Origin of the sequence: Luedemannella helvata (assembly GCF_039528415.1) — a bacterium.
Taxonomy (GTDB): domain Bacteria; phylum Actinomycetota; class Actinomycetes; order Mycobacteriales; family Micromonosporaceae; genus Luedemannella; species Luedemannella helvata.
Genome location: NZ_BAAALS010000012.1, coordinates 1 through 22,299 on the forward strand (window position 1 = coordinate 1; position 22,299 = coordinate 22,299).

At 70.4% G+C, this 22,299-nt stretch carries 19 protein-coding genes; 11 read left to right on the forward strand and 8 right to left on the reverse strand.

The genetic code is table 11. The features are described from left to right. Positions 1–370: 370 nt before the first annotated feature. On the forward strand, positions 371–1,816 hold the full coding sequence (locus ABD191_RS13675; protein ID WP_344081174.1) for an RICIN domain-containing protein: 1,446 nt from the start codon (positions 371–373) through the stop codon (positions 1,814–1,816). Positions 1,817–1,867: 51 nt separating this feature from the next. Here ABD191_RS13675 and ABD191_RS13680 read toward each other — a convergent pair whose 3' ends face one another. Continuing rightward, the gene (locus tag ABD191_RS13680) at positions 1,868–2,272 is read right to left on the reverse strand and encodes a four-helix bundle copper-binding protein (RefSeq protein ID WP_344081176.1); all 405 of its coding nucleotides are present in this window, start codon (positions 2,270–2,272) and stop codon (positions 1,868–1,870) included. A 72-nt stretch (positions 2,273–2,344) separates the two neighbouring features. Further along, positions 2,345–2,857 carry a signal peptidase I gene (gene lepB, locus ABD191_RS13685; protein WP_344081179.1) on the reverse strand — a complete coding sequence of 171 codons (513 nt, stop codon included), beginning with the start codon at positions 2,855–2,857 and terminating at the stop codon, positions 2,345–2,347. Between the two features lie 123 nt (positions 2,858–2,980). Here lepB and ABD191_RS13690 point away from each other — a divergent pair, with 123 nt between their 5' ends. From ABD191_RS13690 to ABD191_RS13715, 6 genes are all read left to right on the forward strand, one after another. Next, positions 2,981–4,651, forward strand: a complete 1,671-nt coding sequence (locus tag ABD191_RS13690) for a hypothetical protein (RefSeq protein ID WP_344081182.1) — start codon at positions 2,981–2,983, stop codon at positions 4,649–4,651. Positions 4,652–4,725: 74 nt separating this feature from the next. Then, positions 4,726–5,964: an aminotransferase-like domain-containing protein gene (locus tag ABD191_RS13695; RefSeq protein ID WP_344081184.1), complete on the forward strand. Its 1,239-nt coding sequence runs from the start codon at positions 4,726–4,728 to the stop codon at positions 5,962–5,964. Continuing rightward, positions 5,961–6,911, forward strand: a complete 951-nt coding sequence (locus ABD191_RS13700) for a D-alanine--D-alanine ligase family protein (RefSeq protein WP_344081187.1) — start codon at positions 5,961–5,963, stop codon at positions 6,909–6,911. Before ABD191_RS13695 ends, ABD191_RS13700 begins: the two co-directional genes overlap by 4 nt. A 459-nt stretch (positions 6,912–7,370) precedes the next feature. Then, the gene (locus tag ABD191_RS13705; protein WP_344081190.1) at positions 7,371–10,775 is read left to right on the forward strand and encodes an endo-1,4-beta-xylanase; all 3,405 of its coding nucleotides are present in this window, start codon (positions 7,371–7,373) and stop codon (positions 10,773–10,775) included. Positions 10,776–10,953: 178 nt separating this feature from the next. Further along, positions 10,954–11,211: a type II toxin-antitoxin system Phd/YefM family antitoxin gene (locus ABD191_RS13710; RefSeq protein ID WP_344081193.1), complete on the forward strand. Its 258-nt coding sequence runs from the start codon at positions 10,954–10,956 to the stop codon at positions 11,209–11,211. Beyond that, positions 11,211–11,645 carry a type II toxin-antitoxin system VapC family toxin gene (locus ABD191_RS13715; RefSeq protein ID WP_344081196.1) on the forward strand — a complete coding sequence of 145 codons (435 nt, stop codon included), beginning with the start codon at positions 11,211–11,213 and terminating at the stop codon, positions 11,643–11,645. Before ABD191_RS13710 ends, ABD191_RS13715 begins: the two co-directional genes overlap by 1 nt. Before the next feature lie 144 nt (positions 11,646–11,789). Here ABD191_RS13715 and ABD191_RS13720 read toward each other — a convergent pair whose 3' ends face one another. Together ABD191_RS13720 and ABD191_RS13725 are read right to left on the reverse strand one after the other, a co-directional pair. Beyond that, on the reverse strand, positions 11,790–12,926 hold the full coding sequence (locus ABD191_RS13720; protein WP_344081199.1) for a Fic family protein: 1,137 nt from the start codon (positions 12,924–12,926) through the stop codon (positions 11,790–11,792). Positions 12,927–12,961: 35 nt separating this feature from the next. Then, entirely contained in the window at positions 12,962–13,816 is an 855-nt protein-coding gene (locus tag ABD191_RS13725) for a tetratricopeptide repeat protein (RefSeq protein WP_344081202.1), read from the reverse strand. Positions 13,817–13,882: 66 nt separating this feature from the next. On the opposite strand from ABD191_RS13725, the gene ABD191_RS13730 reads away from it, so the two are divergent. Beyond that, positions 13,883–14,836 carry a TIGR03885 family FMN-dependent LLM class oxidoreductase gene (locus ABD191_RS13730; RefSeq protein WP_344081205.1) on the forward strand — a complete coding sequence of 318 codons (954 nt, stop codon included), beginning with the start codon at positions 13,883–13,885 and terminating at the stop codon, positions 14,834–14,836. A gap of 57 nt (positions 14,837–14,893) precedes the next feature. Here the strand turns inward: ABD191_RS13730 and ABD191_RS13735 are convergent, their stop codons facing one another. The 3 genes from ABD191_RS13735 to ABD191_RS13745 form a co-directional block, all read right to left on the reverse strand. After that, positions 14,894–15,460, reverse strand: coding sequence for a hypothetical protein (locus ABD191_RS13735; RefSeq protein ID WP_344081208.1), 567 nt, complete (start codon positions 15,458–15,460; stop codon positions 14,894–14,896). Between the two features lie 83 nt (positions 15,461–15,543). Further along, complete coding sequence (locus ABD191_RS13740; RefSeq protein WP_344081211.1) at positions 15,544–16,500, reverse strand: cyclase family protein; 957 nt, start codon at positions 16,498–16,500, stop codon at positions 15,544–15,546. Between the two features lie 7 nt (positions 16,501–16,507). After that, the gene (locus ABD191_RS13745) at positions 16,508–17,002 is read right to left on the reverse strand and encodes a GNAT family N-acetyltransferase (protein WP_344081214.1); all 495 of its coding nucleotides are present in this window, start codon (positions 17,000–17,002) and stop codon (positions 16,508–16,510) included. Between the two features lie 236 nt (positions 17,003–17,238). Between ABD191_RS13745 and ABD191_RS13750 the strand changes: the two genes are divergently transcribed. Genes ABD191_RS13750 through ABD191_RS13760 form a run of 3 tightly spaced genes read left to right on the forward strand, consistent with a single transcriptional unit; the run spans position 17,239 to position 19,508 of the window. Beyond that, on the forward strand, positions 17,239–17,607 hold the full coding sequence (locus ABD191_RS13750) for a hypothetical protein (protein ID WP_344081217.1): 369 nt from the start codon (positions 17,239–17,241) through the stop codon (positions 17,605–17,607). Beyond that, positions 17,604–18,557 (forward strand): hypothetical protein, encoded by a 954-nt coding sequence (locus tag ABD191_RS13755; RefSeq protein ID WP_344081220.1) that lies wholly within the window; start codon positions 17,604–17,606, stop codon positions 18,555–18,557. Before ABD191_RS13750 ends, ABD191_RS13755 begins: the two co-directional genes overlap by 4 nt. Positions 18,558–18,566: 9 nt before the next feature. Continuing rightward, a complete protein-coding gene (locus ABD191_RS13760) occupies positions 18,567–19,508 on the forward strand; it encodes a hypothetical protein (RefSeq protein WP_344081223.1) in 942 nt (313 codons plus the stop codon). 9 nt (positions 19,509–19,517) lie between these two features. Here ABD191_RS13760 and ABD191_RS13765 read toward each other — a convergent pair whose 3' ends face one another. Continuing rightward, positions 19,518–22,202 carry a PASTA domain-containing protein gene (locus tag ABD191_RS13765; RefSeq protein ID WP_344081633.1) on the reverse strand — a complete coding sequence of 895 codons (2,685 nt, stop codon included), beginning with the start codon at positions 22,200–22,202 and terminating at the stop codon, positions 19,518–19,520. Between the last annotated feature and the right edge of the window lie 97 nt (positions 22,203–22,299).

Here is a 22,299-nt window from a genome sequence, read left to right on the forward strand (position 1 = left end):
TTTGGCGCGGCGCGGCGCGGGCGCGGGCGCGGCGTGGGCGCGGGCGCGGGCCGTGCCGGTCGCCTTCGCGGTCGTCTTCTTGGCCGCGGCCTTCTTCGGCGCGGCGGCCTTCTTCGGGCCGCCGCCTTTGATGCACCCCGGGTTTGGACCGGACATCGGCCCGTCCAGGGCTCACCGTCCGTTGCCTGCGAGCACCGCTCAAGGCGGACAGTGGCGGAGTACCAGACGCTATCCGCCGTGGAGCGCACGCGGTCGACCCGTACTGCGGTATCTGTTCTTTTTTGAATCCTTTTGAATGATTCCTTTCGATGTATGGCCTGCCGGTTCCGTTTCCGTTACGAAGACGTTAACCGGACGAAAGGACGACACCGTGAGACCGAACCGACGGCTTCTATCGCTGGGCCTGTCGCTGGTCGTGACCGCGGGAGCGACGCTGGTCGCGGTGGCCGTGATGGCCCCCGCGGCGCAGGCGGCAGCGGTGACCCTCACCAACGGCACCCAGTTCCCCGACACCTCCGGCAACCCCGTGCACGCCCACGGCGGCGGGGTGCTCAAGGTCGGCGACTACTACTACTGGTTCGGCGAGAACCGCAACCCCAACAGCACGTTCCGGGCGGTGTCCGTCTACCGGTCGACCAACCTGCGTGACTGGGAGTTCCGCAACAACGTGCTGACCCAGTCGTCAGCCAGTGAGCTGCAGGTCGCCAACATCGAACGGCCGAAAGTCATCTACAACGCGAGCACCGGCCGGTACGTGATGTGGATGCACAAGGAGAACGGTTCGGACTACGGGGAGGCGCGCGCCGCGGTCGCCTCATCGGCGACGGTGGACGGCAACTACACGTACCACGGCAGTTTCCGGCCGCTCGGGCACATGTCCCGCGACATCACGCTCTACAACGACAACGGCACCGCGTACATGATCTCGGCCGCGGACGAGAATCGCGACCTGCACATCTACCGGCTGACGTCGGACTACCTCAACGTGGCGTCCCTCGTCGGGAACTTCTGGAACGACGCGGGTCGCGAGGCGCCCGCCCTGTTCAAGCGGGGCAGCACGTATTTCCTGCTCACGTCCGGGCTGACGGGTTGGAGCCCGAACCAGGCCAAGTACGCGACCGCGTCGAGCATCTCGGGCCCGTGGAGCGGCATGACGAACGTCGGCGACTCGACGACGTTCCGCTCCCAGTCGACGTATGTGCTGCCGATCCAGGGCAGCTCCACGACGAGCTACCTCTACATGGGTGACCGCTGGGCGGGCGCCTGGGGCGGTCCGGTCAACGACTCCCAGTACGTCTGGCTGCCGATCAGCTTCCCGTCGAGTACGACCATGAGTCTGAGCTGGTACCCGTCGGTCACGATCGACACCGCCGCCGGCACGGTCACCGGCGACGCACCGCCGTACTACCGCATCACCGCCCGGCACAGCGGCAAGGTGATGGACGTGGTCAACAACTCCACGGCCAACAGCGCGGAGGTCAAGCAATGGAGCTGGAACGGCGGCGGTAACCAGAAGTGGGAGTTCCAGGACGCGGGCAGCGGCTACGTCCGCATCGTCAACCAGAACAGCGGCAAGTGCCTGGACGTCGCCTCCGGTTCGACCGCCGACAACGCCAACATCATCCAGTACACGTGCGGCAGCGGCACGAACCAGCAGTGGCAGTGGCGGGCCACGGGCAGCTACTTCCAGCTGGTCGCGCGGCACAGCGGTAAGTGCCTGGACGTGGTCAGCGCCAACACGGCCGACGGCGCCGACATCACGCAGTACACGTGCGGCAGCGGTACGAACCAGCAGTGGTCCCGTACCCCGTCCTGATCCGGTGGCTCTTCGGGGCGTCGACGCGCGTCGACGCCCCGAAAGCGGCGGTCAGCTGATCGTGGCGAGCAGGTCGCGGCAGGCCTGCTCGCAGGCGCGGCAGGCTTCCGCGCAGATGCGGCAGTGCTCGTGCATCTCGGCATGGGAGGCACACTCGTCGCCGCAGGACCGGCAGGCGACCACGCACGCCTCCAGCAGGCTGCGGCTGATGTTGGCGTCATAGCCGGTGTGCCGGGACAGCACCCGGGCGGCGGTGGCGCAGATGTCGGCGCAGTCCAGGTTGGTGCGGATGCACGTGGTCAGCTCCCTGACCATCTCCTCGCTCAGGCAGGCGTCGGCGCAGGCCGTACAGGCGGCGCTGCACGCGATCAGGCTGTCGATCGTGGCCGCGAGCTCGGCGCGGTCCAGGTTGATCGAGGCCGGATAGGTCTCCAGCATCGGCATGGTCGTCGTCATGATCTTCTCCTGTCGCGGCTGGGCTGGCAATTCCCCCTCCCTACCCGCCACGGCGCCACGCAACCGTGATGATCAGGAGACCATCACCGCGGACACCGACGTCGCCGGGATCGGACCGGCGCACCGGGAGTCGTTGGACGCGGCGCGGTTGTCCCCCATGACGAAGACGCTGCCCGTGGGCACCGCGACCGGGCCGAAGCGGCGGGGCCCACAGTCCTGCGGGCTCGGCGGCAGGTCCAGCGGAGCGTCCGTCGCGACGTACGGCTCCGTCAGCGGCTGACCGTTGACCGTGACCTTCCCGTCCGGGTCGCAGCACGCGACGGTCTCGCCGCCGACCGCGATGACCCGCTTGAGCAGGGGCGCGCCGCTGCCGCCCCATTGTTCGCCCCCGTGGAACAGCACGATGTCACCGCGCTTGGGCTGGTAGTCACCCTCGACCGTCCGGACGGTGATGACCTGCCCGGACTTGACGGTCGGCGCCATGCTGACGCCGCCCTGGGTGAACTGTTCGGTCCCGGCGGCGTCACCACACGCGGCGGCCGTCACCAGAGCAGCCACGGCGAGCAAGGGCAACAGTCTCCTCATCCGGCCGATCCTGCCAGAAACGAGCCGGCCAATACATTGATGTATTCCGATGTTGGTGGCCCGGGCATATGCTCTCGAAAATCCGCGATAGGCAGCGTCGACGTTACGGTCAGGGGTGCCACGATGCCACGGCAATCTGGGGTAACGCGCTGGTCAGCGGGTATCCTGGCCGCGACGCTCGCGGCGCTGGGGCAGTCGGCACCGGCAACGGCCGGCGCCGGGAACCAGCCCATGGCGGCGGACTTCGTCGTGTACGGGTTCAGCCAGTCCGACGTCGGCGACGAGGATCCCCAGGTCTACGAACTGGACCCGGACACCACGATCCGCGCCATCGGGAAGTGGTCGACCGCGGGGGACGAGGCCGCCGACTACAACTTCGACCAGATCGCGCGCTACCGCGCCAAGGGCATCACCTTCATGGGCAGCGGCACCGCGAGCATCATCTTCCCGAAGGACTTCGCCACCCCGGAGATCTTCGACGACATGTCGACGCGCGACGCGGACGGCAACCCGGTCCCGCACGACGAGTTCGGCTTTCCGGAGCCGGCGCGCCGGGGCAACATCTTCAACCCCAAATACCGGGAGTACCTGCTGTCCTGGGCGCGCATCCAGGTGGACGGCGGCGTCGACGGGCTCAACTTCGACGAGATCAACGCCGGGTTCAGCGGCGGGTTGAAGTACGGCTTCAACGGCAACGAGGGCTTCGACGACTACGCGATCGCCGACTTCACCCGGTACCTGTTGGCGAAGTACCCGACCTACACCGCCGCGGACTGGATGTCCCGCTTCGGCATAGCCGCTGACAACCTCCCGCGTCGCGACGTGCCGGCCGACGACCTGGCGGCCAACTTCAACTACCGCGAGTACCTGCGGGCCGGCGGCTGGAACCTCAACCCGGTGAACGCGGCCAACCCGCTCGCCCCCGAGTGGGGCCGGGTGATCGCCAACCGCATGTACGCGGAGGACACGTCGTTCACGGCCACCTACATCCGCCGGTACTGGAAAGGGATGGTCGACGAGCTGCGCGGGTACGCCTGGCGCACCAAGCACCGTCGCCTGCTCATCTCCTCGAACGGGCTGTGGCCGTATGTGGACTTCAACAGCGTCGGCATGTACCCCTGGAACCCGGACGAGCAGACGCCCGACTGGCGCGGCGCCGACTACGTGCCGGTGGTCGACGGCCACCTCAACGGCGCCAAGTCACTGCAGTCGCAGTACCGGTACCTGAAGGAGCAGAGCGCCCGGATCGCGGGCAACGTGCCGGTCGTCGTGTTCATCGACTGGCCGACCGACATGATGACCAACTACCTCAACCTGCCGCTGCGGGAGAGGCAGGACTACTGGCGGATCTTCGGCGCCGAGGCGTACGCGAACGGCATCTTCCCCGCGTTCCATCTGAAGGACACGGTCGGCAGCCCGACCGCGACGGACCTCGGGATGATGGAGTTCTTCACGACGTACACCCGCTTCTTCAAGGACCATCGCTCGATCTTCAAGGACAACGCGATCGGCACCCGGGCGGTGCGGGTGGGCGCCTCCGGTGTGGCAGCCAGCCTGCTCGTGCAGCGCGGCACCGGCAGGCGCACCATCCACCTGGTCAACCACAACTACGACCAGGGCATCGCGCCGCAGGCCGGGTTCACCGTCGAGGCCGACCTGGGCTCGTGCCCGCGCCGGGTCACGATGATCTCCCCGGACCGCACCCGCTCGACGTCGCCGGCGTTCACCTGCCGGCACGGCACGCTCAAGGTGGCAGTCGACCGCCTCGACTATTACAACGTGATCCTCGTGTGAGTCATTTAGGCTGACCGCCAACCGGTGAGGTGAGGTGGTGGGCCGTGGGGCAGCCGTCGCAGGCTGGGTCGCGAATGGACCCGTGGCACGGGCATTACTCGTCGCGGGCGGCGGGCATGGTCGCCTCCGAGGTGCGCGCGCTGTTCGCGGTCGCCTCGCGGCCGGAGATCGTGTCGCTCGCCGGCGGCATGCCGTACGTGTCGGCCCTGCCGCTCGACCAGGTCGGCCAGCTGATGGCCGAGCTGATCGGCCAGCGCGGCGCGGTGGCCCTGCAGTACGGCTCGGCGCAGGGTGACCTCGGGCTGCGCGAGCGCATCTGCGAGGTGATGGCGCTGGAGGGCATCGACGCCGGCCCGGAGGACGTCGTCGTCACGGTCGGGTCGCAGCAGGCGCTGGACCTGCTGGCCCGCGTGTTCGTCGACCCGGGCGACGTGGTGCTCGTCGAGGCGCCCACGTACGTGACCGCGATCGCGACGTTCGCCGGCTACCAGGCGGAGCTGGTGCACGTACCCCTGGATGATTCCGGGCTCGTGCCGCAGGCACTGGCGGAGGCGCTGGGGCGGCTGGCGGCGGCCGGCCGGAAGGTGAAGCTGCTCTACACAGTGCCGACGTTCCAGAACCCGGCCGGGGTGACACTGAGCGCGGCGCGGCGCGCGGAGGTGCTGGAGATCTGCCGGCGCTTCAACGTGCTCGTGGTGGAGGACAACCCGTACGGCCTGCTGTGCTTCGACGGCGAGCCCGTGCCGGCGATGCGGGCCGGGGTGACGGACGGGCAGGTCGTGTACCTGGGCTCGTTCAGCAAGACGCTCGCCCCCGGCCTGCGGGTGGGGTGGGCGCTGGCGCCGCCGGCGGTACGCGACCGGCTGGTGCTGGCCGCGGAGTCGGCGATGCTGTCCCACTCCGTCCTCACGCAGCTCGTCGTCGAGCGGTATCTGGCGACGCAGCCGTGGCCCGAGCAGGTGAAGGTGTTCCGCGAGCTGTACCGGGAGCGGCGCGACGCGATGCTGGCGGCGCTGGCGGCGCACATGCCGGCCGGGGTGACCTGGACGCGGCCGGCGGGCGGGTTCTTCGTCTGGGCGACGCTGCCGGACGGGCTGGACGCGAAGGCGATGCTGCCCCGCGCGATCGGCGCCCGGGTGGCCTACGTGCCGGGTACGGGCTTCTTCGCCGACGGCGGCGGGCGGGCCAACCTGCGCCTGTCGTACTGCCTGCCGCCGGCCGACCGCATCGCGGAGGGCGTGGCGCGCCTGGGCGAGGTCGTGACCGCCGAGCTGGAGCTGGCCACCACGTTCGGAAGGGGTGGGACTCGATGAGCGATCTGGACCGCGTGGTGGTGCTGGCCGGTGGGCTGTCGCCGGAACGGGACGTCTCGCTGCGTTCCGGGCACCGCATCGCCGAAGCCCTGCGGCGCGTCGATGTGGAGGTCAGCGTCCACGACGTCGACGCGACCCTGTTCGCTCACCTGGCCGCCGACGCGGGCGTCGTGGTGTTTCCCGTCCTGCACGGCGTGTCCGGGGAGGACGGCACCGTCCGCGAGGTCCTTGAGCTGGCCGGCGTCCCGTACGTGGGGGCGGCGCCGCAGGCGTGCCGGTTCGCGTTCGACAAGCCGCTCGCCAAGGCGATCGTCTCGCGGGCCGGGCTGCGCACGCCGGCCTCCGTCACCCTGCCCCGCCAGGTCTTTCACGACCTGGGCGCGGCCGCGCTGAGCCGCCTGATCCTGGACAAGCTGGGCCTGCCCGTATTCGTGAAGCCCCGCGCGGGCGGGTCGGCGTTCGGCGTCACCGCCGTGCGCGGCCGCGACGAACTGGCCGAGGCGCTGATGAGCTGCTTCGGTTACCACGACGAGGCGCTCATCGAGCTGGCCGTCAGCGGCACCGAGATCACCGTGGGGGTCCTCGACCTGGGCGGCGAGCCCGTGGCCCTGCCGGCCGTGGAGATCGTGCCGGACTCGGGCGTCTACGACTACACCGCTCGGTACACGCCGGGCGCCACGGAGTTCTTCTGCCCCGCCCGGCTGCCGGCTGCGGTCCTCGCGGAGGCGGCCCACGCCGCCCTGACCGCGCACCGGGCGCTCGGCCTGCGCGACCTGTCGCGTACGGACATGATCGTCGACCGGGACGGGCGCGTGCACGTCCTCGAGACGAACGTGGCGCCCGGCATGACGGACACCTCGACCTTTCCCATCGCGCTGGGGGCGGCCGGGTACGACTTCGGCATCGTCTGCCGCGACCTCGCCGCGCACGCCGCCGACCGCGGGTAGCGAAACGGGACCTGTGCTTTGTACGGGTCCCGAACCGCAGGTGTATCTCCTGAGCCGGTTCTCCGTACACATGTTCTATCCACAGCCTGTGGACCCCGCGCGGCAGAGCGACTCGCACTCGCGTTTCCGCTGGTAAAAGGCGTTTTTAGTGCCGGCATTCAGAAGATCTCCACGACCGCGGGACTACCCGATCCGGCGCTCGCCATCGAAACTTTCGATTAATTGCGGCCCTCAGGGCTCTCGACGAGTTTCGCCTGATCCAGATAGCATCCCCGCGTCCGCACGCTCTAGCGCGATAACCGCCGGCGGCATCCCTTCAACGTCCCCCATCACCTGCCGTGCATGGAGATCAGCATGCGTCTCATCAATAGGCATCGAGATAGGTCCCAGCGGCGATCCAAGCGTCGCCCCGTCATCATCCTGGCCGCCGCGGTTCTCCTGGCCGGATTGGCCCAGGGTGTGGCCAGTGCGGATGACGAACCCCTGCTGTCCAACGACTTCGAGTCCGGGTACGAGCCGTGGGGCCCGCGCGGCGCGGTGACCCTGGCGCTCTCCGACGAGGCGCATGGCGGCTCGCACAGTCTCGCCATCACCGGTCGCACCGAGAACTGGAACGGCCCGGCGACCAACGCTACCGATATGTTTCGAGCGGGCAGCACGTATGAGGTGACCGGCTGGGTCAAGCTCCCCGCGGGTACCGAAGGCTCCACGGGGATCCACTTCAGCGTGCAGCGCGTGTCCGACGACGGCGCCAGCACCAACTACGACTGGATCGGTAGCAACGTCACCACCACCGCCGGCTCCTGGGTGCAGATCGGCGGCAGCTACACGTTCCCGGCCGGCCAGAGCGAGGCCACGCTCTATGTCGAGGCCGAGGGCGCGACCACACCGTTCCTGCTCGACGATGTGACCGTCACCGGGCCGCCGACCACCGTGCCGGCGACCGTGATCAGCAAGGTCGACTTCGAGGACGGCACAACCGGCACCTGGACCCAGAGCGGCGGCGGCGATGGCACGCTGACCGTGGTCGACGGCCCCGACGGCGGCAAGGTGCTCAGCGTCAACGACCGCGACGCGGACTACGTCGGCCTGCAGAGCCCGACCGGCCTGTTCCAGGCGGGCAAGACGTACACGATCTCGATGAAGGCCCGCCTGGCCGCCGGCACCGCCGGGTCCGCGGGCGTGCGCTTCGTGATGAAGCCGCAGTACGAGTGGATCGGCAACACCACCATGACGGCCGGCGAGTGGGCCACGGTCACCGCCGAGTGGACCGCGCCGGGCACGGCGCCGGAGGGCACCGACCCGACGACGCTGCAGCTCTACATCGGCACGAGCAACCTCGACCCGAACGTGCCGTACACGTACCTGATCGACGACATCTCGATCACCACGCAGCCCAGCGTGGTCGAGGACATCACGCCGATCAAGGACACGCTGGACGTCCCGTTCGGCGTGGCGATCGACAGCCGCGAGACGGTGGGCAATCCCGCCAAGCTGGTGCTCAAGCACTTCGACCAGATCACCCCGGAGAACCACTTCAAGCCCGAGGCCTGGTACGACGAGGACCGCAACTTCCGGCCGAACTCCGAGGCGATCGCCCTCATGGACTTCGCGCGCGACAACGACGTGCGGGTCTACGGGCACACCCTGCTGTGGTACGCGCAGACGCCGGACTGGTTCTTCCAGGACGACGCGGGCAACCCGCTGCCGGCCGACGCGACCGGCAAGGCGGTCCTCACCCAGCGCCTCAAGGACCACATCAACAAGGTGGCCGCCTGGCTCGCCACGTACGGCGAGTTCGGTGGCGGCAACCCGATCGTCGCGTTCGACGTCGTCAACGAGGTCGTCGCGGACACCCCCGAGAACGCCGACGGCCTGCGGCGCAGCGAGTACTTCCGGATCCTGGGCGAGGACCACATCGATCTCGCCTTCCAGTTCGCCAACCAGGCGTTCAACGTCGACCACGCGGCGAGCGGGGCCAACCGACCGGTCAAGCTGTTCATCAACGACTACAACTCCGAGCAGAGCGGCAAGCAGGACCGCTACTACGCGCTCGTGCAGCGCATGCTCTCCCGGGGCGTCAAGGTCGACGGCGTGGGCCACCAGATGCACCTCAGCATGACCTCGCCGATCAGCTCCCTCGACGGGGCGCTGGACCGGTTCGCGGACCTGCCGGTGGTGCAGGCGGTGACCGAGCTGGACGTCACGCTCGCCACCCCGGTGACCCAGGCCCAGATCATCGACCAGGGCTACTTCTACCGGGACGCGTTCAAGATCTTCCGGGAGCACGACCTGTTCTCCGTGACCGTGTGGGGTCTCACCGACACCCGCTCGTGGCGCGCCGAGCAGTCGCCGCTCGTCTTCGACGGGCAGCTGCAGGCGAAGCCGGCCTACTACGGCATCGCCGACCCGGAGAACCTGCCGGCGCGCCTGCGTACGGCGAACGCCTTCGGCGGCAACGTCGCCCTCAACGGCTCCGCGTTCAGCGCCGTCGAGTGGAAGCAGCTGCCGGCGATCCCGCTCGGCAACGACGCCGGCTCGTTCAACGTGCGCTGGAACGACGACCACCTCACCGTGCTGGTCACCGTGGCCAGCGACGACGCCGACGCGATCCAGTTCGTGTACGGGGGCCAGGAGGTCACCCTCAACAAGAACGGCACCGGCGACGTGGACGGCGTGGTGAACGGCGACGGCGACGGTTGGCGCGCGGTCGTCCACCTGCCGCACACCGGCGTCACGCAGGGCGGCACGGGCCGGCTCGACGTGCGGGTCCTCGCCGACGGCGACGTCGTCGGAGCGTGGAACTCCCCCGGCGCGGTCGGCACCCTGTCGTACATCGAACCGCTGTCGTACCTGGAGGTCGTGCAGGCCCGGCAGGCACCGGTGATCGACGGTGACACCGACGCCGCGTGGGCCGACGCCAAGGCCGTGCAGACCAGCAAGGTGCAGTCCGGCGCCGCCGACGGTGCGACCGCCGAGGTGCGCACCCTGTGGCAGAACGACGTCCTGTACATCCTCGCCACGGTGACCGACCCGAGCATCGACGTCTCGTCATCGAACGCGTACGAGCAGGACTCCGTGGAGCTGTTCGTCGACCCGGGCAACGCCAAGAAAGGCACCTACCGGGCCCTCGACACGCAGATGCGGATCAACGCCAACAACCTGCACACCTTCGGTACGGGCGATGTAGCCGCCCAGGAGGCCCGCCTGCGCAGCGCGACGAAGCTGACCGCCACCGGGTACGTCGTCGAGGCGGCGATCACCCTGGAGGGTGAGGGCGGCCTCGGCACGTTCCAGGGCCTGGACTTCCAGGTCAACGACGGCACCGCCGGCGCGCGCACCTCGGTGCACTCGTGGGCCGAGCCGACGGGCACGGGCTACCAGACGACCGCCCGCTGGGGCGTCGGCAAGCTGGTGGCCTCGACGGTGCCGGCCTGGACCGCCGGCACGACGTACAAAGCCGGCGACTGGGTGACCTACGACGGGAAGTTCTGGACGACGACGTCGAACAAGACGACCCAGAAGCCGGGCGACCCGAACGGCGCGTGGCAGCAGATCGCCACGGCCGACGACGGTACGGCGATCTGGACCGCGTCCCGGATCTTCACCACCGGGGACAAGGTCACCTACCAGGGCAAGAACTACGTTGCCCGCTGGTGGACCCGCAACCAGAAGCCGGGCGACGTGAACGGCCCGTGGACGGAGACGGCGACCACGCCGGACGGCGCGACGCTGTGGACCGCGACCGGCATCTACAACGCCGGGGACACGGTCGTGTACGACGGCAAGACGTACGTCGCGCAGTGGTGGACCCGCAACGAAATACCTGGTACGCCCAACGGCCCGTGGAAGCTCGTGAGCTAGCCAGCGGCCCTGTGGCCGGCCACCGGCGCCCGAGGAGGACTCGGGCGCCGGTGGCCGGTTCCGTTTCTCCAACCGATCCTTGGATGCCCTGATGGTGGCGACAGGTGAGGCCGACCGGCGGTAGCCGTACGAGGCGATCGTGTAGTAACATTGCTACATACGATCGGAGGTGGTAGCAGTGACCGTCACCACGATGTCGAGTCGCGAGTTCAACCAGGATACGGGTCGGGCGAAGAGCGCGGCCCGCGGCGGCCCGGTCTTCATCACCGATCGCGGCCGCCCGGCGCACGTGCTGCTGACTTTCGAGGACTACCAGCGGTTGACCGGCAGCCGGGACAGCATAATCGACCTGCTCGGCCTCCCCCCAGAGGAAGCGGATATCGAGTTCGAGACCGTGCAGCCGCGCGATCTCGCCCGACCGGCGGACCTGAGCTGATGTTCCTGCTCGATACGAACGTCGTGTCCGAACTCCGGAAGGCCAAGGCCGGCAGGGCCGACAAGAACGTCGTCGCATGGGCGGCCGGCTCCTCGGCCAGCAGCATGTTCGTATCGGCGATCACCGTCCAGGAGTTGGAGATCGGGGTCCTCCTGGCCGAACGACGGGACCCCGCACAGGGCGCCGCCCTGCGTCGCTGGCTGGAAGCGCAGGTACTGCCCGCATTCGTCGAGCGCATCCTCCCGGTCGATACCGCCGTCGCCCGACGCAGCGCCGCGCTGCACGTTCCCGACCCGCGGCCGGTCCGGGACTCGCTCATCGCAGCGACCGCACTCGTGCACGGGATGCCTGTCGCGACCCGCAACGTGGCCGACTTCGCACCCACGGGCGTCGAGATCATCAACCCGTGGCAGCCTGCCGAAGACTGCACCTGAGCACCCGACAAGCCAGAACAGTTTGTACATCTTTGCTCTCAGGCAAGGGGCAACCTCGGCGAGGGCGCACCCGCGACCGCAGTTCGGATGGCTCAGCTTCTCGAACGTGAATAGTCACGCGACGCAGAACTCCATGTTGGCTTGTCACGCGGGTGCGTAGGGGTCGCGTCCCGGTCCGCGCACTGCGGCGGTTGCCGCTTGCGCGATCTCAGTCGCGGCACCTGCCAGCAGGTAGACCCGGGTGGTCGCGTTGCCGCGCGGCGTCAGCAGACCGGAGCGCGTCAGCGCTTGGATGTCGCGGATCGCCTGGTCGCGGCTGAGGTCTTCGTCTTGTTGATAGGTGGTCCGTCGGACCTCTCCGACAGCGGCCGCGTACAGGGCGGAGACCACGCGCTGGGGCAGTCCGCGCTGTTCGGCCAGGTGTTCCAGGTCGTTCCAGAGGCGCACGGTCCACTCGTACCGCCGTTTCACCCGTTGCGCCTGACGGTGATGTGCCGCGAACACGAATCGCAGCCAGATGTGCGCATCCCGCTCCGGCTGAAAACTCCCGGCCTGTGTCGATCGGAGCGCGTCGTAGTACTGGACCGTGTTGGTGTGCTCGCCCAGCCATTCCTCGATGGAGGAGAATTCGGGAGCCAACTCTCCCGTGCGGGCCAGGACCAGGGTGTGCAGAGCGCGTGCCGTGCGGCCGTTGCCGTCGCGCCAGGGATGAATACCGACGAGGTTGAGGTGGGCCAGCGCCGCCCGCGCGTAGGCCGGCGCGTCGATGTCCCCGTCACCTAGCCACTCGATCAATTCGTGCATGAGCCCGGGAACAAGCTCGGCGTCAGGTCCGGTGTACGCCGGTTCCAACGGGTCGGCACTGGTCACGAAGATCCCGCCCGTGCGGTAGCGGCCCGGCCACTTCCCCGGCTGGTACTTGGTGATCATGAAATGCAGTGTGGAGATCAGCATCTCCGAGTACTCGAAGAAGTCCATGTACGGCGTCTGCTGCACGTAGGTCATCGCGTCGCGGTAGCCGATGACCGCTTGCTGAGTCTCCTCGTTGGCGTCGGCCGACATGGGTGCGTGTTCGACGAGCGCCCGGGCGTCCGAGTTGCTGATCGTGATGTTCTCGATCGTGTTCGAGCCCTGGATGGCCGCCGCGAACAGGCTGCGACGCAACTGACCCTCCCAGCGAGGCTTGGACCGTAGCTGCGTCCGGAGGTCTGAGCGCATCTCGTCCAGCTCGCTCAGGACCTGGAGATCGGCCGCGTCGAGGGTCGGCATCGCGTACAGCATGCTCCAATGCTATAGGAGTAGTAGCATGGAAGCGCTCAATGCAGGTCGCGTAGCGCCCGTGCCGCGAGCGCGTCGCCCGCGTCCGCGCCCAGCTGGAACTGCTCGCGCGCCTGCTCGTCCGCGCCGCGTTCGAGCAGCAGCACGCCGAGGTTGTGATGGCAGTACGTGTCCCCTGCGGCGATGCCGCTGCGGTAGGCCGTCTCGGCGGCCGCCGCGTCATCGAACTCGTCCGCGTACAGGTTGCCCAGCGGCAACCAGCTCTCGGCCTCGCCCAGCTTGGCGCCGCGTTCCAGGGCCGCTCGCGCCTCGCCGACCCGGCCGGTCTGAACGAGCAGTTGCGCGAGGTCAACCCGAGCCGAGGGGTACAGGTCCGCGCCGGCACGCAGTGCGGGCTCCAGGGCGGGGTCCCCGGTCTCGTCCCACTCCCAGCACGCGAGCACAGCCGCCGCCGTGGGGTCGCCCGCCTCCACGGCCTCCCGGGCCGCGACCTGGGCCGCCGCCCGCTCGCCCTGCTCCCGCAGGCTGAACGCCAGCGCCAGCGCGCCCTTGGCGTCGCCGGCCCGGAACGCCGCACGGAACGCGCGCATGGCCCCGGCCAGGTCACCGAGGTCTTCGAGCGCGGTGCCCAGGTTGAACCAGGCGGCCGCCTCGCCGCCGGCCAGCGCCCGCTCGTACGCGGCGACGGCCTCGGCCGGGCGGCCGCTGTCGGCGAGGGTGTTGCCCAGGTTGAACTCCGCCACGGCCGAGCCGAGGCTGGCGGCGCGGCGGAAGCAGCGTTCGGCGTCGGACAGCCGTCGGGCGTCCGCCAGGTCACACCCGAGGTCGATGAGTTCGTCGATGTCCTCGGAGGTGCTCACCTGCGACAGGCGGGAGTCCAGGTCATCGCCCACAACCCCATGATGCCGGACCGTGGGCCACGCAGCATTGAACCGAAACACAATGGGTACGCACCCGAGGTGACGGTTTTCGGCTTCCACAACTCGCATGAGCAGATCCACCCGGCGGCGTTGCTGGCCGCGGTGCGGCGGGCCGAGACGGCCGGGTTCCAGGCCGCGATGTGCTCCGACCACTTCTCCCCGTGGAGTACGCGACAGGGCCAGTCCGGCTTCGCGTGGTCGTGGCTGGGCGCGGCGCTGGAGGCGACGCGGCTGGACTTCGGCGTGGTGAACGCGCCGGGACAGCGATACCACCCGGCGATCATCGCCCAGGCGATCGGCACCTTGGCTGCCATGTACCCGGGACGGTTCTGGGCGGCGCTCGGCACCGGGGAAGCCAGCAACGAACACATCACCGGAACCGGCTGGCCCCGCAAGGACGTGCGGGACGCCCGGCTGCTGGAGTGCGTCGCCGTGATCCGGGCGCTGCTGGCCGGCGAGGAGGTCAGCCACGACGGGCTGGTCACGGTCGACCGGGCGAGACTGTGGACGCGGCCGGCGGAGCCGGTGAAGCTGATCGGCGCGGCCGTGAGCACCGCCACGGCGGCGACGGCGGCCCGGTGGGCCGACGGCCTCATCACCGTGAACCAGCCGACCGAGCAGCTCAAACGGATGATCGCCGCCTACCGGGACAACGGCGGGGAGGGCGAGCTGTGCCTACAGGTGCACGTGAGCTGGGCGCCCACGGACGAGGAGGCCCGGGCGATCGCGCACGAGCAGTGGCGCAGCAACGTCTTCGCCCCGCCCGTGTGCTGGGACCTGGAGACGGTGGACCACTTCGACGAGGTGTCGCGGGAGGTGACCGACGAGCAGGTGGCGAAGGTCGTGAACGTCGGCGCGGACCTGGGCCGGCACGCCGAGATCCTCAACGGGTACGCCGAACTGGGCTTTGACCGGATCTACCTGCACCACGTCGGACAGCAACAGGACGAGTTCATCGACGCGTTCGGCGCCAAGGTCCTGCCACAGCTGTGACTCGCGCGGTGGCCCAGGCGACGTCGAACGACCCGACCGTGCCGGAACAGCGCCCGGTCACGCCTTCTCAGCAGCCCTCCCCAGCTCGGCGATCGCCCGGACGAACTCCAGCACTGGCCGGCGCAACACGACCGTCCCGTCCTTACCAGCCACGCCGCCGGCCAGGACAGACCACCGGGCGAACGCGAGCAGGACCGCACCCACGATCGCGAAGACTCCCGGCGCGACCGCGACCGCCCAGCGGACGATGGCCTGGAACGGGGACAGTTCATCACCGCCTACCTGCTCCGGTAGGACGAACGGCACATACAGGGCGCAGGAGCACACCGTCAGCAGGAAGCAGGTGACGGCCGTCCCGACGAGCCTGCTCCGTAACGCGGGGCAGACGTCGCAGAACCCCCACGCGGGAGCGCTGACCTGCCGAAGCATGACGTTGTGGACCAGCCAGCCGGCGAACAGCCCACCGAACAGCAGGAGGAGGTACAGCTCTGGGTCGGGATCGTCGAGGTAACGCGCGGCCGGGACGACCACCGGCAGCCCGGCCGCTATGACGACGACGAAGACCGCGACGCACAGCAAGACGGGTGGGCGGGAGCGAAACCAGACCTCGGTCCGGAACGTCACCGGAAGCCCATGACGGGCGCAGATCGCTACGCTGCCGCTCCACTGTGGAACGATCGTCACCATGCCCGCAGCCGCCCGCGCGCTCAGAATGTCGCGATCGGGTTGACCGGGCTGCCGGACGTACCGGCGAAGCGGACCGGCGCGACCGTGAGGTGGAAGTCCCACTGGCCGAGCTCGGCAGCCGTCGTCGCGCACGACTCCAGGTCGCAGTTGTCGAGCAGCCACAGACCCATCGCGACCAGACCAACGGCGTGCACCGGCATCAACACGTCGCCGTACCCCGACGGCTGGACGTCCTGAGGGGTGTCCGCGCCGATCAGCGCGACCTCCCGGTCACGCAGCCACGGCAGGCAGGACGCGTGCCACCCGGCCTGCGCGAAGCCGCTCGCCGTTCCGGCCTCGTGCCGCATGCGGCCATAGCCGGTCCGCAGGAGGACCGCGTCGCCGGATCGCACCCGCACGCCCTGGCGCCGCTCGGCCTCCTCAAGATCGGCGGGAAACACTCCCTGCCCCGGCTCCAACCACGGCACGTCGCGAACTCTCGCGATGTCCAGCAGGACGCCACGCGTGATGATCCCGTTCGCGGCCGCCGTGACGGCTGCCCACGCCGATCCCGTGTCGGCGTCGACCAGCGAATGCGGCCGCCCGTTGTACATCGTGCCGTCCCAGAAGATGTGGCACGGCGAGTCGACATGGGTGAGGGTGTTGCCGTGGAACGTGATGCCGAGACGCTCGGACGAAAAGCCCCAGCGCCGGTCGGCGTGGAAGCCGGGCACCGGCATGTTCTCGGCACCCGGCATGTCGGCGGCGCACGGGCACGTCGTCGTCGACCGCTCCATGTCCCGCGGCGCGGCGACCTCCCACGCGCACGACACGCTCCTGCCGTGGCGCACCGCCCGCGCCGCCGCCAGCCGGACGCCGTCGGTGATGTGGTTCAGAGTGCCCAGCTCGTCGTCGTCGCCCCACCGCCCCCAGTTCGACAGCGTGCGGAAGTACCCGAGCACCTCGTCCTGGGTGGGTACCGGTCGCCCTGCCGTCATCCCGGCCTCACTCTGCGTTCTTCGCGGGAGCGTCGAGGCGCAGGATCGTCTCCTCGATCTCCGCTTTTCGCCCGTTGGCGTACGAGACCTCCGTGCCTATGATCTCGAATCCCGCCCTGCGCAGCACCTTTATCGACCCCGTGTTGTCACTCGCGGCGCGGGCGAACAGGGGTCGCGTGCGAACCGACTCCAGGAGCAGAGCGAGTGCTCGACCGGCGATGCCCTGCCCCCAGAAGGACCGGTCAATCCAGTAGGTGACCTCGGTATCGCCATCCATGACGAAACTGGCGATGCTGCCGACGAGCCGCCCATCGACAGTGATCGCACGGTTGGTCGCCTCAGGCGACGCCCGGACCTTCGCCATGTGGACATCGAACGCGGCACGGTCATCGGGATTCTCGGCCACGAAGGCGGCCATCCGCACGGACTCGGGATCCCGCATCTGTTCGAACAGGGCGTCGAGGTCGGCATCCTCGATCGGCCGTAGCGCCACCTCAGCCACCAGGAACCCCCAAACCCTCGTCCGGCTGTCAGCGGGCGCAACATACCAGCGGCGTCGGACATCGGCGAGGACTCGGCGCCGGGCCAGCCACATGTTCCTCTCGCCGTTACGTCGCGGCACGCCGCACGCGCGCGACGCGGTGACGGCCCGTCGCTTGGTAAAGGGTTCCCATACCGCCCCGCCTGGTCCGCCTTCTAGCGTGTGGACTCAAGCGGTCCACGGTGGAGGGAGCAGTCATGTGGGACTTCGGCGCGGCGCCGGTGTCCACCGCGGGGACGGTACCGGGTCTGGGCAGCTTTCCGGACGGTGACCCGGAAGCGATCCGCGCGGTTGCCGACCAGCTCCGAAGGATCGCTGGCCTGCTGGCCGGCGCCCCGAAACCCGCGGTCGCCAGCTGGAGTTCCCCTGAGGCCACCCGCGTGCGGGGGCGGCTGTCGGCTGCGGTCGGCGTCGCCGGCCGCGGTGCCGACGAGATTCGTGGGTGTGCGGCGGCCCTCGACCACGCGGCCGACGAACTCGCCGCCGACCAGCGCGACTGGCGGTTGGCGAAACGGCGGTTGGACGAGGCGCGGCGACTCGCCGAGACCCAAGGAGCGGACCGGTGAGCGCGTACACGGTGGACCCCGCCGCCATGCGGGTGGCGATCCCGGCCGTGCAGGCGCTGATGGCGCTGCTCGACGGGGCCGCCAGCGACCTGGCCGGGGTGAGCGCGCCGGCCGGCGTTCCCGGACCGGTGGCCGCCCGCGTCGCGCAGGTCGCCGGCAGCGTGAGCGCCGACCTGCGCCGCGCGTCGCGCGACCTGGCCAGCTTGCCCGACGACCTGCTGCGGCGCATCTCCGCCGCGCAGGTCGCGAACGCGCCGTGGGCCACCGCGGCGTCGTTCGGCCTGCCGGCGCTGGGCTTCTACGCCCGGTCGTTCACCGCGCAGTCGTTGAGCCGGTCGCTCGCGGCCGGACTCGCGGCGCGGGAGGTCGCGGCGGGCCTGCGGGCGGGGCAGTCGTACGGGGGCGGCGGACCGCGCGGCACGTGGAACGCCTTTCGGGCGTCCTCGGCGGCGGCGCGGGCCGCGACCGCCAACCCGCGCGGGCTGCCGCCGGGCCTGGGACGCGCGGCCAGCGTCGCCGGGCGGGGCCTGACGTTCGTCGGCTGGGGCGTGACGGCTGCCCAGAACGCGACCAACCCGCACCTGTCGACGACGCAGAAGGTGACCCGTACGGCCGTCTCCATCGGCGCCGGCACCGGCGCGTCGGTGCTGGGCGGGGCGGCGGCCGCCGCGATGGTGGGGGGCACGGCGGCCGGCCCGGTGGGCGCGGTCGCCGCGTTCGGGGCGGCCGTCGCCTGGAACGCGCTGGACAACAAGTTCCACGTCACCGACAAGGTGGGCGACGCGGCGGCCGACGCCGTGGACGCGGTGGGCGGCGCGGCCGGCGACGCCGGGAAGGCGGTGGGCGGCGCGGCCAGCGACGCCGCGAACGAGGTGGCGGACGGCGTCTCGTCGGTCGCCGGCGGTGCGAAGTCCGCCGCGAAGAAGGCACTGGGCGTCATTGGACTGTAGGGACCTGGGATGACCACCGTGGATCAGTGGCGGCGGGTCGACGTACCGCGGTTGCGCGGCGGTCGGCCCGCCATTGTGCGTGGGCCGGCTCCCGAGCTGGCCGGTCCGGCCGATCCGGTCGCGCTCGCGACCGACGTGACGGCCGGCCTGGCCGACCGTTTCACCGACGTGTGGGCCGTGGACGCCGTCGCGGAACGCGCCGGGGTGCGCCTCGTGCACGCCGCGACCGGCCCCGACGGCGAGGGTGTCGTCATCGAGACGCTGGTCGGCGCCGACGTCGCCTGCTGGGTGTCGCCCGTGCCCCGCTACCTGGCGGAACGCGAGGCGGCGCGGCGGGCCATCGCGGGTCGGCCACCGTCGGCGGCCCACCCTTCGGATCCCGATTCCGGGGTACGGGTGGCAGAGGCCTATCTGTCGTGCGTACCGGAGCCGCTTGTGGTGCGTTGCCGGGGGCCACTCGCCCACCTGCTGCCGGCGGACCGGGCGGTGCCCGCCTCGACCGTGCCGGGACTGCTGTTCGCCCTGGTGGGCTGCGGTCCACGGCCCTTGCCCGGGGACGGGTCGATGGTCGTGACGACCCGGTCGACCCTGGACCGGCTGTTGGCCGCGGACGGCGCGCTGTCGGGCGTACCCGAAGCAGTTGATTTTGATTCTTCAGGCGCGGCCGAGTTCGTCGCACGGCGACCGGCCCACTGGTGGCTGGACTGGTCCTACGGGCGCGACGTGGCGCAACTGCCCGCCGACGAGGACTGGAGCACCGCGGTCGTGCAGCGCCAGGGCCGGCTCGAAGTGCTCGACGCCGGCCCGGACGGCGGGCTGTGGCGGGTGCTCACCGACCTGCCCGAGGCGCTCGCCGACGACCTGGCCGCCGCGCCGGGCGAGGAGCCGGTGGCACTGGTGCGCTCGACCGGCCTCGCGGTCTTCGACGAGCTGGCTCAGCTGGTCGCCTGACCGCCTCCGCTACGCCCAGACGCAGCCCAGGGCCTCGCGGTCGGCGGCACCGTTCGCGTTCGGGTCCGACGAGATGCTGTAGACGCGCGGGGACGCGGCCGTGCCGGCACCCCGCCACGTCCGGTAGATCTGGACGCTGCCGGCCGGGCAGGACGCCATGAACACGGCCAGCCCGGTGGGGCCCTCCCAGGCGGTGCCGTTGAGGGAGTACGGCGCGTTGAACCGGGACGCGAAGTGGTTGACGTCCAGGCCGCCGCACCGGCCGCCGCCGATCGTGCAGAAGTAGCCGTTGACGAACGAGGCGCCGGGGATGGCGGTGCCGGCGGCGTAGCCCTGGCCGACCCGGAAGGCCTGCCGGCCGTAGCCGGGCGGGTTCTGGCCAGCCGGACGCAGCACCCACACGTCCGAACCGTCGTCGCGCTGGTAGATGTAGTACTCCACAGTGGACCACTGCGAATAACGGACGGTCACCGCCGAGCCGATCGGGGCGGCGCTGCCGGCGGCCTGGTCCTGGGCGTACACGATGTTGGCGGTCGTGTCGCGGTGCAGGTCGTTGACGGGATTGCACACGTAACCGGCGGCCTGGATCGCGGCGCACGCGGCGTTGATGTCGCGTCCCGCGTAACTGTCGATGGCCGGGCCGGTGTTGCTGTAGAAGGTCAGCGTGACCGTCGAACCGACGTTGTGGGCCGTGTCGGCGTCGGGGGTCTGCTGGTAGACGGCGCCGGCGGTGCCGTTGCCCCAGGCGGTCAGGCCCTCCTGCTTGACGCAGGTGAAGCCCCGCCGGGTCACGTCGGCGCATGCCTCGTCCACGTTGCGGCCGACGTAGCGGCCGATGGTGCTGGAGCCGCGGTAGTACGTGACGGTGATCCGGTCGCCGATGCGCACGACCGTGCCCGGCGCCGGGTCCTGGGCGTAGACGGCGCCGGGCTGGTTCCCGCCGGTCGCCGGGTCGCCCTCCACGGCCGTACACACCATCTTGTACGTCTTTTCCAGCTGGTCGCACGCCGCCTTGTGCATCGAGCCCTGCACCGACGGCGCCGCGATGGTGTCGCGGTACGTCAGCCGGACCGTGCCGCCCTTGTCGATGTCCTCGCCGGCCTGGGGGTCCTGGCTCGACACCACGCCCAGCTGCTGCGGCGTGTCCGCCGGCGTCGGGTCGGTCACGCGGCGACAACGCAGGCCGCGGTCGTCGAGGGTGTCGCAGGCGCGCTTGATCGGGAGGCCAACCACGTTCGGGTTGCGCAGCGGGCCGACGTAGCGGACCACCACGCGGCTGTCGACGGGGACCTGCCTGCCGCCCGGCGGATCGGTGAAGATCACGTCGCCGGTGTCCAGGCCGTCGCGGTCGCCGCCCGGGGCCGGCCGGCAGAGCAGGCCGAGCGCGGTGATCTGCTCGCACGCCGACTGGTACGGCGTACCGGCGGGGAAGGTCGGCACGGTCACCCGAGGGCCGGGCGCCGGCGTCGTCGGTCCGGGCTGCGGTTCGCCGCCCTCCGGCCGGTCGGGCGGGGTGGCCGGGTTGGTCGGCCCGCCGCCGTTGGTCTCGTCCTGCGAGTCGGTGACGTCCGGGCTCGCGCCCTTGTCGACGTAGTGTTGCGTGCCGTCCGCGTCGACCACGAGCGCGCGGCGGTCGTACTGGTCGTTGGCCCACACCTTGCCGCCGCTGACCTCGAGCGAGAACGGCACGCCCTTGCGGCCGGGCACCTCGAACGGCTTGCGGTCGGCCGTACCGGTGGCGAGGTTGACCCGCCACAGCGACGGTCCCGCGTAGTCGGGGACGTACGCCCAGGTGCCGAGGAGTACGGGTGCGTCGAGGCGGGCGGACCTGCCGACCCGGATGGTGACCGTGGTGACCTGACCGGTGCGCGGGTCCAGGGCGCCGAGCCGGCCGGTGCGCCGGTCCACGGCCACGACCAGCCGGCCGGCTCCGCGCCACGAGCCGAGCACGAGGTTGCCGCCGGACACGCCCAGGTTGCCGATGGCGCGCGGCTGGGCGCCATCGACCGCGTACGCCGTGCCGTCGGTCGCGACGACGACCGGGTGGCCGTCAGCCTGCGTGATCCCGGCGGCCGGCGCGCCGACGCGGACGGTCCGCACGGCCCGGCCGTCGACGACCTCGACCGCGTCGCCGGTCGCGGTGACGACCCACGCGGAGTCGCCGCCGGGTGCCACACCCACGATCGGCCCCGGGGCGGAGACGGGCTGGGAGGGCGGCTGGCCCGGGGTAACGATCTTGGTGACGGTGTTGTCCTTCAGGTCGACCAGGTAGCCGTCCTTCTCGGTCGCCACCGGCACGATGTCGTCCTTGCCGGACCCACCCGGCTTGCCCGGCTTTGTGCCCGGCTTCGTACCCGTGACGGTCATCGTGGCGGCGTCCAGGAAGGTGACCGTGCCGGTGTCCTTGTTCACGATCGCGACCCGGCCATCGGGCAGGCGTACCGTCTGCAGCCGCTCGGTACCGGTGGCCAACTGCTGGGCCAGCTCCGCGTCCGACAGGCCGGTCTCGCCGTTGACGTGGGCGACCGTGTGACCCTTGGCCAGGAACGCCGAGCCGTCGCCCAGCAAGGGCTGGGTCACGCCGAACCCCGCGCCCGCGGCGACCGTGAGCGCCCCCGCGAGCAGCACCACGACGAGGACCGAACTGATCGCCTGCCCCGCCGGTCGCTTCGGCAGTCGCAGGCCCTTCGGCATCGGAATCACGGGGCTCCCTCCGGGTTGCCGGACGCCCCGACAGGCTACAAAGTTGGGCGGCGGGGAGCGAATGGCAACCGTTCCCCAATTCCGGACA

Excerpts from the sequence above, each read along its gene's own strand:
- ABD191_RS13680 (WP_344081176.1), bottom strand. The coding sequence starts at position 2,272 with ATGACGACGACCATGCCGATGCTGGAGACCTATCCGGCCTCGATCAAC.
- lepB (WP_344081179.1), bottom strand. The coding sequence starts at position 2,857 with ATGAGGAGACTGTTGCCCTTGCTCGCCGTGGCTGCTCTGGTGACGGCC.
- ABD191_RS13690 (WP_344081182.1), top strand. The coding sequence starts at position 2,981 with ATGCCACGGCAATCTGGGGTAACGCGCTGGTCAGCGGGTATCCTGGCC.
- ABD191_RS13695 (WP_344081184.1), top strand. The coding sequence starts at position 4,726 with ATGGACCCGTGGCACGGGCATTACTCGTCGCGGGCGGCGGGCATGGTC.
- ABD191_RS13700 (WP_344081187.1), top strand. The coding sequence starts at position 5,961 with ATGAGCGATCTGGACCGCGTGGTGGTGCTGGCCGGTGGGCTGTCGCCG.
- ABD191_RS13715 (WP_344081196.1), top strand. The coding sequence starts at position 11,211 with ATGTTCCTGCTCGATACGAACGTCGTGTCCGAACTCCGGAAGGCCAAG.
- ABD191_RS13720 (WP_344081199.1), bottom strand. The coding sequence starts at position 12,926 with ATGCTGTACGCGATGCCGACCCTCGACGCGGCCGATCTCCAGGTCCTG.
- ABD191_RS13740 (WP_344081211.1), bottom strand. The coding sequence starts at position 16,500 with ATGACGGCAGGGCGACCGGTACCCACCCAGGACGAGGTGCTCGGGTAC.
- ABD191_RS13750 (WP_344081217.1), top strand. The coding sequence starts at position 17,239 with ATGTGGGACTTCGGCGCGGCGCCGGTGTCCACCGCGGGGACGGTACCG.
- ABD191_RS13760 (WP_344081223.1), top strand. The coding sequence starts at position 18,567 with ATGACCACCGTGGATCAGTGGCGGCGGGTCGACGTACCGCGGTTGCGC.
- ABD191_RS13765 (WP_344081633.1), bottom strand. The coding sequence starts at position 22,202 with ATGCCGAAGGGCCTGCGACTGCCGAAGCGACCGGCGGGGCAGGCGATC.